The sequence below is a fragment of the Trinickia sp. HAY1-2D genome (genome assembly GCF_056754935.1).
Genome location: NZ_JBPGWX010000002.1, coordinates 437247 through 449754 on the forward strand (window position 1 = coordinate 437247; position 12508 = coordinate 449754).

The following is a 12508-nucleotide window of genomic DNA, read 5'->3' on the forward strand; positions in this document are numbered from 1 at the left end:
GGGGGCCGTGGCCCTCGACGGGACGCCCCGCTGCGGAATCTCGTCGAGGACGGCATATATTCTCGGTAAGATATGAAAAATCGCCGGGGGGTGACGTGTGCTGACATCGGACTCGGGTGAAAGGGGGCGCGGCGCCGGTTTGGTGCGGCGCATCTATGTCATCCGCCTTGTTGGCTATGTGATGGGATTGCCGCCCATCCTGCTGCACCTGCATGCGCAGCATGCCGGGGCGTGGCTCCTTGCGTCCGTTTTGGTGATTTGCCTGATATGGCCGCATGTGGCCTATCTGCAGGCAAAGCGGGCGGCGCAGCCGATCGTGCGCGAAAGAGTGAACCTCGTCTGCGATTCCGCGTGGGGTGGGTGGCTCGCGGTCGCGATACAGCTCGCACCGATCGGCACGATCGTAATTCTGCTCATGTTCGCGCTCGACAACATGGCGGTAGGCGGCTGGCGGCTCTTTTTGGCCGGCACGCTCGCGAGCGCCTGCGCGGTCTTCCTCGGTGTCGTCATACTGGGTGCGCCGTCGGTACTCATCGGCGCCGAGTCCTACATCGCCTTCGCGTGGCTGCCCGTTGCCGTGGTCTACCCGCTCGTGCTCGCCAAGACCACGCACGATGTGTCCGCCAAGCTCATCGAGCGCTCGGCGCGATTGCGCGAGCTGAGCGAACGCGACAGCCTCACGGGACTTGTCAATCGCGGCACGGTAGCCGGGAGCCTGCAGGCGCTGCTGGCCGGGGCGGAGGGCGCGCAGGAGCGAATCAGCGTGCTCTTTATCGATCTCGACGGCTTCAAGACCGTCAACGACGCATTGGGCCATAACGTGGGCGACGAGCTGCTCGTCAAAATGGCTAAACGGCTCGCGGCGTGCGCGCACGATGACGAGATCGTTGCACGCTACGGCGGCGACGAGTTCGTCATCGTTGCGCGCCACAGCAAGGAAAATGGCGCCGATCGCAGATCGATACTGTCCGAGGCCGTGCTGCAAGCCGTGTCCACGCCGATCGACGTAGGCGGACACGAGCTCTTGCTCGGAGCGAGCATCGGCGTCAGTTCGTTTCCCGATGACGGCCGCGATGCGGCCGGTCTGCTGCACAGCGCCGACATCGCGATGTATGCCGCCAAGAACCGCGGCCGCAACTGCTACGAGCTCTATCAGCCGAGGATGCGCGCCGAAGCGGATGCCCGGTTGCGGCTGTCGGCGCGGTTGCGAAAGGCCATCGAGTCGGGCGGTCTGCGTTTGCACTATCAACCGCAGGTCGACATGCGCACGGGCGAACTGCGTGGCCTGGAAGCGCTGGTTCGCTGGAATGACGTCGATTTCGGCGAGATCCAGCCCAGCGATTTCATCGCCGTAGCCGAGACTGCCGGACTCGTCTCGCATCTTGGCGAATGGGTGCTCGGCGCTGCCTGTGGGCAGGTCGTCGCGTGGCAGCGCTTGGGCTTGCGTTTGCCGCGCATTTCAGTCAACGTTTCGCCGCTCCAACTGCAACGTGCGGATGTGGTCGAAACGTTCGAGCGAATCTTGAACGAGACGCGAATCGATCCGGCGTGCGTCGAGCTGGAAGTGACCGAGACGGCGCTGATGCGCCAGCCGGAAACTGCGGCGCGGCGCCTCGGCGAATTCCGACGCGCCGGCATCACGATCGCGATCGACGACTTCGGCATAGGTTATTCGAGCCTGGGTCAATTGCGCACGCTGCCGATCGACCGCATCAAGATCGACCGCGCATTCGTCGAAGGGATCGGCGCGGGCGACTCCGGCGCGATCGCGACTGCAATCGTGACGCTTGCCAAGACCCTTGGCCTCGCGGTCATTGCGGAGGGTGTCGAGACGGTCGCGCAACGCGATTTTCTGCTCTCGCTGGGCTGCGTCGACGCGCAGGGCTACCTTTATAGCAAGCCGCTCGATGTCGACGCTGCGACGCGCCTGCTGGTTGGCGGCGGCACCTTGCCGCAGTTGGGCGATGCGCCATGCGATGGACAAGGACGCATCGTGGTCTGACGCGGCGAGACGCGCCGCCTGTTCGACGATGCACCCTCCGTGTCTCCTCAGGCGGGAACCGTGCGCACCGCACGTGCGCGCGCTGCGAAAACCTTGAAGAGAAAGTCCAGATCCGTATCGCCGAAATTGCGCGCATAAGCCGTGATCGCATCGCGGTCGGTGCTCGACCAGTACAGGTCGTTCGCGAAGAACAGCTCCGGCATCGTCACGTACGCAACGTTCAGCTCGGCGAGCGAGGGCAGATGAAAATCGGTATGGCCGTCTTTCTCGTAGTCGTCGGCCCATTGGGCGGCAGGGTGCGGCAGTGCGCGCGCCAGCAGCGCTTTTGTATTCGCTGCGCCATCGGTTCTGCTCGTGGCCTCCGGTACATGATCCGAACCCCACTCGATGTCGACGGCTTCATCGATCGAGAACACGAGATGCTTAGGTTCGTGGCCCTCGTAGTCGGGCATGATCCCCGCATAGAGACCGCCCTGTCCCTGCCAGTATTGGCCGATTGCCGGCGCTTCAATCGATTGGAGAATCATCGAAGACTCCTTTCCCGTGATTGCAAAGTTGCAAAGTTGCAAAGTTGCGAAGTTGCGAAGTTGCGAAGTTGCGAACTCGCCCGTGCCGGTTCGTTCCGCGCTGCAATGAAGCGGCCGGCTCGTCATTGGACGATCGATGCCGATAGGCCGGGCGTTCGGCCACCCGATATCGGACCGAACGCCGCGAAGCTTCTTTTCGACTAGGCGGGAATCGTGCGCACCGCGCGTGCGCGACCATCGAAGGTTTTGAACAGATGGACGAGATCCACCATGCCGCCGAAATTGATGCCATAAGCCGATGTGGGCGAGTAGTCACTGCTCGACCAATACCAAGCCCCGCGTGCGAATGCGTCCTGAATCGTTACAGACGCTACTTCCCACTCGGCGCGTGACGGTAGATGAAAGTCGGAATGGCCGTCTTTCGTGTATTCGCTGGCCCAACGTGCGGCCGGGTGCCAATGCGGGCATTCCATCAACGCCTCGGTATTGGCTTCGCCGTCGTGCATGCTGCTTGCGTCCGGTTCCGCAACGCTGTAGCCGCCCCATTGGACGTTGGTCTTTTCGTCGACCGAGAAAATGAGATGCTGAGGCGAGTGCCCGGTGTAATCGGGCATGATGCCGGCGTAAATGCCGCCCTGGCCGACCCAATATTCGCCGACGTTCGGCGCGGGGTTGTGCAGGGCGTTCGTTCCGGAAATCGTCATCGAATCCTCCTTTTGCGCATCGAGGGCCTCTGTGTAGAGTCCAGTGGCGGAACGCCGCTCGGCGGATCGCCCCTGTGGCGCGGCGTTCCGTGCGTCATTTCACCCGCCATGGCGACGCACCGCATGGCTATATCGAAAAGTCGGACGAAGTGCCGTTTTCGAGCTATCAAATTTCGGGCGGAATGGCCGGGGCAGTGCAATGCGAGGTATCGTGTCGTCCTGAAAAGAGCCGCGCAACGCGCTCGCCGCGGCAGCCCCGCCGCCTACATCGAAATCCATACCCGTGACTCTAGATTCGACGCCCGATCAGCTCACCTGGACCGAAGCCGACGTGGAACAACGCGCGCAGTGGCGCTCCGAAGCCGGCGTGCGCGCGCCAAAGCGCGTCATCGTCGCCGACGATCGCCTTACCGCCGACGCGGCCTATGCGCAAGCTTGCGAGGGCATTGCGCTGCTTTGGCGCGGCGACTTTCAGAACGCGCGTCAGTTGTTGCAGGCCATGGCGCGGCGCATCGACCGCAAACCGCGCAAAACGGCCGACGCGCCGCTCGACGCATTCAATCTGCATCGTCAGGCGCAGGCCCACCGCGCGCGCACGCTCGGCATGCTGCTGATTCCGCTCGGTGAGGACTATCGCATCGCGTTGCGCCGTGCGCCCGATGTGCGCGAGGCGTGCCACGAGGCGTGGGGGCCGGCCGCCGGGCCGAGCGTCGTTTCGCTGCGGGAGCTGCAAGGGCTCATCGGCGCGCACGAGTGGCGCAAGAAGGGTGTCGAGATCGCGGCGCTCGACGGGGCGCGGATCCACCCGCACTACGGGGTGTTTTCACCCGTGCGCGGCGAGTACCTGGAGCTCGTTGCACGGGCGCGGCTGCCCGCGCGCACATTGGCTTTCGATGTCGGCACCGGTACCGGCGTACTGGCGGCCATTCTGGCCAAGCGCGGGCTCGAGCGCGTCGTGGCGACGGACTGCGATGCTCGCGCGCTTGCCTGTGCGCGTGAGAATGCGGCGCGTCTGGGATACGCCGATCGCATCGAAGTGATCGAGGCCGATCTTTTCCCGCCAGGGCGGGCGCCGCTGGTGGTCTGCAATCCGCCGTGGCTGCCGGCCCGTCCAAGCTCGCCGGTCGAGCGTGCCATCTACGATCCCGACAGCCGGATGCTTCGCGGTTTCCTGGCCGGGCTCGCCGCGCATCTGGAGCCGGGTGGCGAGGGATGGCTGATTCTCTCGGATTTCGCCGAGCACCTGGGGTTGCGCACGCGCGAGGCGCTGATGGCGATGATCGATGCGGCGGGGTTGGAGGTGCGCGGACGCGACGAGATCAGGCCGCAGCATCCGAAGGCATCGGATGCCGGGGACCCGCTCCATCGCGCTCGCTCGGCAGAGGTGACTTCGCTCTGGCGGCTTGGTGTGCGTGCGGTGCCGCGTTGACCGACTCGCGGCGCGCCGGCGGGTTCGCGGCTCAGCCCGGATACGCTTCGTCGACTTTCAGGCCTGCGAGCTTGAAGATGACGCGTAGCGTTTGCGGGCGGATGTCGCGCCTGGACGCGAGCGTCGTCAAAATGAAGTCGACCACCTTCGCGTATTTGAGCAGTGTCAGCAACGTCTCGAGTCGGGTGTCTTCGGTGTCGCGCATCGATTCGGCAAGGCGAAGCATTTCGTTGGAAATATCGCGTGCCATTTCGAGCTCGAGCTGCTGTTTTTCCGACCAGCCGGTTGGCGCCGCCAGGAGCGTGGCGAGCATGGCTTGAAACTTTTGCTCTGCATCTCCGTTGGGTATCGTAGCCATCCCTGTCGTCCTTTCGTCAACTTGATCCTTCGAGGATGTGGGCACCGTGTTGCGGCCCCGCATACTCCGTTTCCCCCCGATGCAGTGTTACGTAACATGTGGCCGGTGCTCCGTTGCACGTTACGCTTGCTTCCGCCCGTCAGCTTATGCAGCGCGGCGAAGCTACGGCTTGTCGGTTGCGACGACTTCGCAGTAGGACGCGTTGGAGCACGATACGTTCCATCGGCTGGCGCCGACGAACGGGAAGCCACGCTTTTCGGTAAACTGACGCGAATCTCCTTGTTGTTCTGTAGGCTGTCGCACGTTAGGCGCGACTTCCGCACAGGTCGCCCCGACGATGTCCGCAAAAAACTACGAAATCCGTCCCGAACAGTCGGTCGAGCTGCTGAAAGAGCTCCATATCCTGACCCGCGACGGCAAGATGAATCAGGATAGCCGCCGCAAGCTGAAGCAGGTTTACCACCTTTATCAGTTCATCGAGCCGCTGCTCGAAGAGGTCCGCCGCGAGAAGGGCTGCGTCTCGCTCGTCGATCATGGTGCCGGTAAGTCTTATCTTGGCTTTATTTTGTACGACCTTTTTTTCAAGGCGTTGCCGCGCGATGACGGTTCGCACGTCTACGGAATCGAGACGCGTGCCGAACTCGTCGAACGTTCGACCGAACTGGCGGCGCGGCTGGGCTTCGAGGGAATGTCGTTCCTGAACTTATCGGTGGCGGAGTCGATCGAGTCGCCGCGCCTGCCGTCGACCGTGGACGTGGTGACTGCGCTGCACGCCTGCGACACGGCCACTGACGATGCGATTCGTTTCGCGTTGGGCAAGCAGGCGCGTCATATCGTGCTCGTGCCGTGCTGCCAGGCCGAAGTCGCTGGCGTGCTACGGCGGAACAAGGGCAAGTCGCTTGGCAATGCGTTGACTGAAATCTGGCGTCATCCGCTGCACACGCGCGAGTTTGGTTCTCAGGTCACGAACGTGCTGCGTTGCCTTCAGCTCGAGGCGCACGGTTATCAGGTGAGCGTGACCGAGCTCGTCGGGTGGGAGCATTCCATGAAGAACGAGTTGATCGTTGCTCAGCATAAGGCGCTGCCGGGCCGGCGGGCGGCGGAACGGCTGACCGAGGTGTTGGATACGCTCGGGCTCGACGCGTTGCGCGAGCGGTTTTTCGTTTAACGCTTACGCCATCCTTCCACGGCTACTTTTCCTCTCCCATCCACAGCCGCCAGCCCTCATGACCGAGGCGCTGCATCGTTTCGATGTTGCGTTCGTAAATATCGGCCGCGTCCGGAAAGGCTTCGACTGCACGCGTAACGCTCGCTTCGCGCAGCAGGTGCAGGATCGGATAAGGGGCGCGATTGGTATAGTTTTCGATGTCCTCAGGTTCGCTGCCTTCGAAGCGGTAATCGGGATGGAAGCTGGCGATTTGCACAATGCCGTGCAGGCCCAGTTGGTCGACAAGCCGTTCGGCAAAGAAAACGCAGTCGTTGAATTCGAGGAAGCCGCCAAGCGCGCGCGGAAGAATCAACAGTGTCGTATCGACTTGCGCCGGATCCGCCTCGGCGAGCCATTTGAGTTCCGCTTCGAGTTCGGTCAACGCGCCTTCCACATCGCGCGCCTCGCTGACCACGTATCGTATCTGTCCCTTCGCATGGACGGCTTTGGCGAACGGGCACAGATTGAGCCCGATGACGGCGCGCACGAGCCAGTGCTGCGTCGCCGCGACGACGGCTTCATCGGAGAGCGGACGCCCGCCCATTTCAGGGGATACCGCGTTCGCCTCGCTGCTCATGCCTGCCCGTCCGCCGGTCGCGAACACGCGCCGGGACAAGCGGCGGCAACGAGTTGGGCGGCGAGCCGGGGCGCAGCCTGGACAGGCCCGCAGCCCGGCCCGTATGTTTGACTCGCGGCATAAATGCCTTCGATCAGCAGTGCGAGCGCGTTCGCGAGGTACGCAGGATCGTCCGCACCGGCGGCGGTCGTGAGAGCGAGGAGTCGCGCCATCAGCTCTGTCTTGTTGCGCGCCACGCACTGGCGCGCGGGATGGTTCGCGTCGGGAAATTCCGCCGATACGTTCACGAACGGGCAGCCCCGATACCCCTCGACCGATGCGCGGCCCGTCAGGTCTTCGAAATATTGCGCGATCTGACGGACCGGCTCGCCCGGATGCTTGTCGATACTGCGGTCAAAGCGCTCGAAAAAGCGTTCGCTCGCCTGTTCGAGGTAGGCGACGACGAGCTCGTCCTTCGACGAAAACTGCCGGTACAGGCTCATTTTGTTGACGCCGGCACGCTCGACGACGGCGTCGACGCCGACCGCCCGAATGCCCTCGCGATAGAACAGCTCGCCCGCGGCGCGCAGCAGCAACTGCTGCGCCGTGGGCCCCGCTGTATGAGGGCGAGAGCGGGCGGCGGATTTGTCCGAAGCAGTGCGGGTCATGAGCGTTCCTTCCGGTGAGCGTGCGTCAGGCCTACGAATCGACACCCTTGACATGTTACCGATCGGTAACTAGCATTGCAACTCGAAGTGACTGCTTGGTCACAAGAGCGGGCGCAGGGGCCCGGAAACGCGTCGAAGAACACCTCGAATCAATGAACAGCGCGCCGCATCGCGCGGTACGTCAAGAAAAAGGAGCGCCGATGAACTGGGCAGCGAAACGGATAGGAGGAAGGTTCCACTACGGCTGGCTCGCGGCTGCCGTCGTGTTTCTGGTGCTGCTGGCCGCAGCGGGCACGCGCGCGACGCCGAGCGTCATGATGGTGCCGCTCGAGCACGAGTTCGGCTGGAGCCGCGCGACGATCTCGCTGGCAATCTCGGTGAATATCGCGCTCTATGGCTTGACCGGGCCCTTCGCCGCGGCAGCGATGCAGCGCTTCGGCGTGCGCCCGACGGTGTTGGCCGCGCTGGCCGTGATGGCGGGCGGAGTGGCATTGTCCTCGATGATGACCGCGCCGTGGCAAATGGTATTGAGCTGGGGCGTGATGGTGGGGGGCGCCACGGGCGTGGCCGCGCTGACGCTCGGTGCGACGGTGGTCAATCGCTGGTTCGTGGAGCGGCGCGGTTTCGTCATGGGCATCCTGACGGCCAGCTCGGCCACGGGGCAGCTCGTATTTCTGCCGATGCTGGCGTCGGTGGCGCAGCACCATGGCTGGCGGCCGGTCGTTTTGATCGTCGCGGCAGCTGCCGTCATCGTCCTGCCGCTCGTTTTCTTCCTGTTGCCCGAAAGCCCGGTCGACGTCGCATTGCGTCCCTACGGCGCGGCGCCCGACGCTCCGGTCGCCCCTGCCGGTACGACGCAAAACCCACTCGCGATTGCCTTCGGTACGTTGGCCCGGGCGTCCGGCAAGTGCGACTTCTGGCTGCTGTTCTTCAGCTTTTTCGTCTGCGGCGCCAGTACCAATGGCTATATCGGCACGCATCTGATCGCCATGTGCGGCGATTACGGGATGACGGAGGTGCAAGGCGCGTCGCTGCTCGCGGCGATGGGAATTTTCGATCTCTTCGGCACGACGCTCTCGGGCTGGCTGTCCGACCGGTTCAACGGCCGTACGCTGCTCTTCTGGTACTACGGACTGCGCGGCCTGTCGCTGATCTATCTGCCGCATGCATTTGGCGTCCAATTCTTCGGCTTGCCGCTGTTCGCGATGTTCTACGGGCTCGACTGGATTGCCACCGTGCCGCCCACCGTCCGGCTCACGACCGACGTATTCGGCAAGGAGTCGGCGCCTGTCGTATTCGGATGGATCGTTGCCGGGCATCAGCTCGGTGCGGCCTTCGCCGCGTTCGGCGCCGGTGTGCTGCGTGCCGATCTCGGAACCTACACCGTCGCGTCGACGATCTCGGGCGGGTTGTGTCTCGTCGCCGCCATCGTCGTGCTGCGAATCCATCGTCGAGGCCTGGTGCGTGACCTGAGTCCGGCCGCCTGACGCATGCGGGGCGCCATTCCCGGCGTAGCTGGACATCGCCGCTGCGGGGCGCTCTCAACGAGGGCGCCTCGCAGTTCTTCATCATCGGTTACTCGTCGTCGGGCAGCGCCGAAAGCGGCAACGCTACGTGCTCGAGCGGTCTGCGTTCAGCATCTACGCCCCAGATCGCCGCGACGACGGCCGCGGCGATCATCAACGCAGAGCCCACCAGATAGCCGTCGAAGACGGCGCTGCGTTCGTGCGTATCGATGAGTCGCCCGAAGAACGCCGGGCCCGCGATCCCGCCAAGGCCCGTGCCGAAAGCGTAGAAGACGGCAATGGCGAGTGCGCGGATTTCAAGCGGGAACGATTCGCTGACCGTGAGATAGGCGGAGCTTGCCGCCGCCGAGGCAAAAAAGAAGATCACCATCCAGGCGGCGGTCTGTTGCACGACGTCGAGCATCTGCCGCTCGAACAGATATCCGCTTCCGATGAGCAGTAAACCCGATAGGGCATAGGTGAACGTAATCATCGTACGGCGGCCGATGGCATCGAACGCGTGCCCCAGCACCAGTGGCCCCAGAAAATTGCCGAGCGCAAACGGCAGCAGATACCAGCCTACATGGGCACCGGGCACATGATAGAAATCAGTGAGCACCAGCGCATAGGTAAAGAAGATGGCGTTATAGAAAAACGCCTGCGCCGTCATCAGCGCGAGGCTGACGAGCGAGCGCCGTCGATGCAGTACGAAGAGCGCCGCGAACACCTCGCGCAGCGGCGTGTGCCCGCGCCTGATGAAGCGCAGTGTACGCACCGCCTCCTGGGTCGGCCGTCTGCCTGCCCGATGAAAGCGTGCTTCTATTGCCTCGACGATTTCGCGCGCTGCTTGGGGCTGATTGTGCGTGATCAGCCAGCGCGGACTTTCCGGTACCCACATGCGCATCCAGACGATCGTGAGCGCGAGGGCCGCGCCGATAAAAAAACATAGCCGCCAGCCGAGATCGCCCGGTGCCAGCCGCGGATCGAGCAACACCAGCGAGCCGCCGGCGCCGAGTGCGGCGCCCACCCAGAACGTGCCGTTGATGCCGAGATCGGTCCAGCCGCGCACACGGGCCGGCGTGAATTCCTGAATCGTCGAGTTGATCGCGGCGTACTCGCCGCCGATCCCCGCGCCGGTCAGAAAGCGAAAGAGCGCGAAGCTCGCGAGATTCCAGGAAAGCGCGGTGGCGGCCGTGGCGGCCACATAGAGTCCGAGGGTGATGAAAAAGAGTTTGCGCCGTCCGAGCCGGTCCGTGAGCCAGCCGAAGCCGAGCGCCCCGAGCACGGCCCCTGCGATATAGGCGCTGCTCGCAAGGCCCACATCGGCGTTCGAAAATCTGAGAACCGGGCTTGCTTTCAATGCGCTCGCCACAGCCCCCGCAAGCGTGACTTCCAGCCCATCGAGGAGCCACGTCACGCCGAGCGCCACCACGATGAGTGTATGAAAGCGTCCCCATGGCAGGCGATCGAGCCGAGAAGGTAAGTCCGTTTCGATGACATCGGGGCGAGGTTCGTCTACGGTGCGATCGAGTGCGGGTTGAGCCACGCGACGATTCTCCTGATGAAAGCCGGCTGCAAGCATGCGATGGCGGGCGGAATGAACGTCGCGCGCAATCATCGTGCCCGCGATTGGTGGCGGCGAAGCGTCCGGTTTGCCGCCGAGATTTGCGGTTGCCCGCGGGGGGCGTTCGTGTTACAAAGCCGGTCCTTCTTCGCAGCCTCGACGGGTGACGCCATGCCAGCGACGACTTACTGCGCGATAGATTTTGGCACTTCGAACTCTGCGGTTGCGCTGCCTGCGGCCGGTGCCGTGCGCCTCGCCCCGGTCGAAGGCGAACATGCGACGTTGCCGACGGCTGTTTTCTTCAATACCGATGAAAATTCGCGCGTGTATGGAAGAGAAGCCCTCGAGGCCTATATCGACGGCTTCGACGGGCGCCTCATGCGCTCGCTCAAGAGCATTCTCGGGTCTCCGCTCGCGGAGAGCACGACGGAGCTCGGTGACGGGACCGCAATCAAGTACACCGATGTCATCGCGCTTTTCATCGCGCATTTGAAGGCTTGCGCGGAGGCTTGTGCCCACGATGGCGTGACCCGCGCGGTGCTGGGCCGTCCGGTGTTTTTCGTCGACGACGATCCGCGTGCCGACCGCCTCGCGCAGCGTCAGCTCGAGGCGGCTGCCGAGGCCGCCGGCTTGCGCGAATTGCACTTCCAGTACGAGCCGATCGCGGCCGCGTTCGACTACGAAGCCCGCTTGACGAACGAGGGGCTCGTGCTCGTGGCCGACATCGGCGGCGGCACGTCCGATTTCTCGCTCGTCCGCGTCGGCCCTGAGCGCATGAAGCGCATCGATCGCAAGGACGACGTGCTCGCGCATCACGGCGTGCACGTTGCGGGGACGGATTTCGATCGCCGGGTGAATCTCGCGACGATCATGCGCGAGCTCGGCTACAAATCGCTCGATCCCGAAGGCCGCGAAGTGCCGAACCGGGTCTACTTCGATCTTGCGACGTGGCACCTGATCAACACCGTCTATACCGGCAAGCGTAGCGGTGAAGTCCGGCTCATGCGGCATCTCTATCGCGACGTGCGGCACCATGAGCGGCTGGTCCGCGCGGTGGAACACCGGCTTGGCCATGCCCTTGCCGCGCGGGCGGAAGAGGCGAAAATCGGCGTGGCGGCGGGCGGGCAGACATCGATCGATCTGGACGATGTCGAGTCCGAGCTTTCACTCGCGTTCGACGATGCACAACTGATCGATGCAGGGTTCGAGGAGACTCGCCGCATCGTCGATGCAGCGCTCGATACGGCGCGCGCGGCCGGCCTCGCGCCGAACGATGTCGACGCGATCTATTTCACCGGAGGCTCGACGGGCCTCGCCTTCCTGACCCATGCCATCGCGAACGCCTTCCCTGAGGCCACGCCCGTTTTCGGCGACCGCCTGGCGAGCGTTGCAATGGGGCTCGGCATCCATGCGCAGCGCGTCTTCGCCCACGCCTGAATCGACAAAATGAAAAAACCCCGCATTCGCGGGGTTTTTGCGTCAGTCAAGACGGTGTCGCTTACAGCGGCTTGATGTTGGCCGCTTGCTTGCCCTTGGGGCCCGTCTTCACTTCGTACTGGACCTTCTGGTTTTCCTGAAGCGTCTTGAAGCCTTCGGCACGGATTTCCGAGAAATGCGCGAAGAGATCTTCGCCGCCGCCATCGGGCGTAATGAAGCCAAAGCCTTTCGCGTCATTGAACCATTTGACGGTACCGGTTTCCATATTACTGTTTCCTAAAAATGAGTGAACAAGGCCGAAGCCCGGGGTGCATGAAGATCAAGGAAGGGTAATAGGACCAACCGGAGTACCTGAAGGGCGAACCACGAAAGACCAATTCACACGCGCCACTTGAAATCCTGCCACGACGTTATACGGCGAATCCTGCGCGCGGTCAACATCGCCCTACTGTGCCAGTGGGATAGAACGGTCCGCCCCACACCGGTGCGATTCGCCTCATTTTTGATGGTTCCAGATCAAATTGTGCCCTACGGTGGGGCGCAGCCGGTAA

At 63.5% G+C, this 12508-nt stretch carries 12 protein-coding genes; 5 read left to right on the top strand and 7 right to left on the bottom strand.

What is annotated here, in order from left to right:
• The first annotated feature begins 97 nt into the window (after positions 1-97).
• Positions 98-2002 (top strand): putative bifunctional diguanylate cyclase/phosphodiesterase, encoded by a 1905-nt coding sequence (locus tag ACR9ZC_RS09045; RefSeq protein ID WP_481580025.1) that lies wholly within the window; start codon positions 98-100, stop codon positions 2000-2002.
• A 47-nt stretch (positions 2003-2049) separates the two neighbouring features.
• Here ACR9ZC_RS09045 and ACR9ZC_RS09050 read toward each other — a convergent pair whose 3' ends face one another.
• Together ACR9ZC_RS09050 and ACR9ZC_RS09055 are read right to left on the bottom strand one after the other, a co-directional pair.
• Positions 2050-2529 carry an Lcl C-terminal domain-containing protein gene (locus tag ACR9ZC_RS09050; protein WP_481580026.1) on the bottom strand — a complete coding sequence of 160 codons (480 nt, stop codon included), beginning with the start codon at positions 2527-2529 and terminating at the stop codon, positions 2050-2052.
• Positions 2530-2729: 200 nt separating this feature from the next.
• Positions 2730-3233 (bottom strand): Lcl C-terminal domain-containing protein, encoded by a 504-nt coding sequence (locus ACR9ZC_RS09055; RefSeq protein WP_481580027.1) that lies wholly within the window; start codon positions 3231-3233, stop codon positions 2730-2732.
• A gap of 283 nt (positions 3234-3516) precedes the next feature.
• On the opposite strand from ACR9ZC_RS09055, the gene ACR9ZC_RS09060 reads away from it, so the two are divergent.
• Positions 3517-4662 (top strand): methyltransferase, encoded by a 1146-nt coding sequence (locus ACR9ZC_RS09060; protein ID WP_481580028.1) that lies wholly within the window; start codon positions 3517-3519, stop codon positions 4660-4662.
• Positions 4663-4693: 31 nt separating this feature from the next.
• Here ACR9ZC_RS09060 and ACR9ZC_RS09065 read toward each other — a convergent pair whose 3' ends face one another.
• Positions 4694-5020 (bottom strand): DNA-binding protein, encoded by a 327-nt coding sequence (locus tag ACR9ZC_RS09065; RefSeq protein ID WP_173260073.1) that lies wholly within the window; start codon positions 5018-5020, stop codon positions 4694-4696.
• A 337-nt stretch (positions 5021-5357) separates the two neighbouring features.
• On the opposite strand from ACR9ZC_RS09065, the gene ACR9ZC_RS09070 reads away from it, so the two are divergent.
• A complete protein-coding gene (locus ACR9ZC_RS09070) occupies positions 5358-6188 on the top strand; it encodes a class I SAM-dependent methyltransferase (RefSeq protein ID WP_481580029.1) in 831 nt (276 codons plus the stop codon).
• 22 nt (positions 6189-6210) lie between these two features.
• Here the strand turns inward: ACR9ZC_RS09070 and ACR9ZC_RS09075 are convergent, their stop codons facing one another.
• Both ACR9ZC_RS09075 and ACR9ZC_RS09080 read right to left on the bottom strand, forming a co-directional pair.
• Complete coding sequence (locus tag ACR9ZC_RS09075; RefSeq protein ID WP_481582629.1) at positions 6211-6771, bottom strand: DUF1415 domain-containing protein; 561 nt, start codon at positions 6769-6771, stop codon at positions 6211-6213.
• A 29-nt stretch (positions 6772-6800) separates the two neighbouring features.
• Positions 6801-7451 carry a TetR/AcrR family transcriptional regulator gene (locus tag ACR9ZC_RS09080; RefSeq protein WP_481580030.1) on the bottom strand — a complete coding sequence of 217 codons (651 nt, stop codon included), beginning with the start codon at positions 7449-7451 and terminating at the stop codon, positions 6801-6803.
• A gap of 200 nt (positions 7452-7651) precedes the next feature.
• Between ACR9ZC_RS09080 and ACR9ZC_RS09085 the strand changes: the two genes are divergently transcribed.
• Positions 7652-8938, top strand: a complete 1287-nt coding sequence (locus ACR9ZC_RS09085; RefSeq protein WP_481580031.1) for an MFS transporter — start codon at positions 7652-7654, stop codon at positions 8936-8938.
• An 88-nt stretch (positions 8939-9026) separates the two neighbouring features.
• Here ACR9ZC_RS09085 and ACR9ZC_RS09090 read toward each other — a convergent pair whose 3' ends face one another.
• Positions 9027-10502: an MFS transporter gene (locus ACR9ZC_RS09090; RefSeq protein WP_481580032.1), complete on the bottom strand. Its 1476-nt coding sequence runs from the start codon at positions 10500-10502 to the stop codon at positions 9027-9029.
• Between the two features lie 189 nt (positions 10503-10691).
• Here ACR9ZC_RS09090 and ACR9ZC_RS09095 point away from each other — a divergent pair, with 189 nt between their 5' ends.
• Positions 10692-11957: an Hsp70 family protein gene (locus ACR9ZC_RS09095; protein WP_481580033.1), complete on the top strand. Its 1266-nt coding sequence runs from the start codon at positions 10692-10694 to the stop codon at positions 11955-11957.
• Between the two features lie 61 nt (positions 11958-12018).
• Here the strand turns inward: ACR9ZC_RS09095 and ACR9ZC_RS09100 are convergent, their stop codons facing one another.
• Positions 12019-12222, bottom strand: a complete 204-nt coding sequence (locus ACR9ZC_RS09100) for a cold-shock protein (protein WP_173260067.1) — start codon at positions 12220-12222, stop codon at positions 12019-12021.
• Between the last annotated feature and the right edge of the window lie 286 nt (positions 12223-12508).

Coding starts and splice junctions, on each gene's coding strand:
- ACR9ZC_RS09050 (WP_481580026.1), bottom strand. CDS start 2,529: ATGATTCTCCAATCGATTGAAGCGCCGGCAATCGGCCAATACTGGCAG.
- ACR9ZC_RS09055 (WP_481580027.1), bottom strand. CDS start 3,233: ATGACGATTTCCGGAACGAACGCCCTGCACAACCCCGCGCCGAACGTC.
- ACR9ZC_RS09065 (WP_173260073.1), bottom strand. CDS start 5,020: ATGGCTACGATACCCAACGGAGATGCAGAGCAAAAGTTTCAAGCCATG.
- ACR9ZC_RS09070 (WP_481580029.1), top strand. CDS start 5,358: ATGTCCGCAAAAAACTACGAAATCCGTCCCGAACAGTCGGTCGAGCTG.
- ACR9ZC_RS09075 (WP_481582629.1), bottom strand. CDS start 6,771: ATGGGCGGGCGTCCGCTCTCCGATGAAGCCGTCGTCGCGGCGACGCAG.
- ACR9ZC_RS09080 (WP_481580030.1), bottom strand. CDS start 7,451: ATGACCCGCACTGCTTCGGACAAATCCGCCGCCCGCTCTCGCCCTCAT.
- ACR9ZC_RS09085 (WP_481580031.1), top strand. CDS start 7,652: ATGAACTGGGCAGCGAAACGGATAGGAGGAAGGTTCCACTACGGCTGG.
- ACR9ZC_RS09095 (WP_481580033.1), top strand. CDS start 10,692: ATGCCAGCGACGACTTACTGCGCGATAGATTTTGGCACTTCGAACTCT.
- ACR9ZC_RS09100 (WP_173260067.1), bottom strand. CDS start 12,222: ATGGAAACCGGTACCGTCAAATGGTTCAATGACGCGAAAGGCTTTGGC.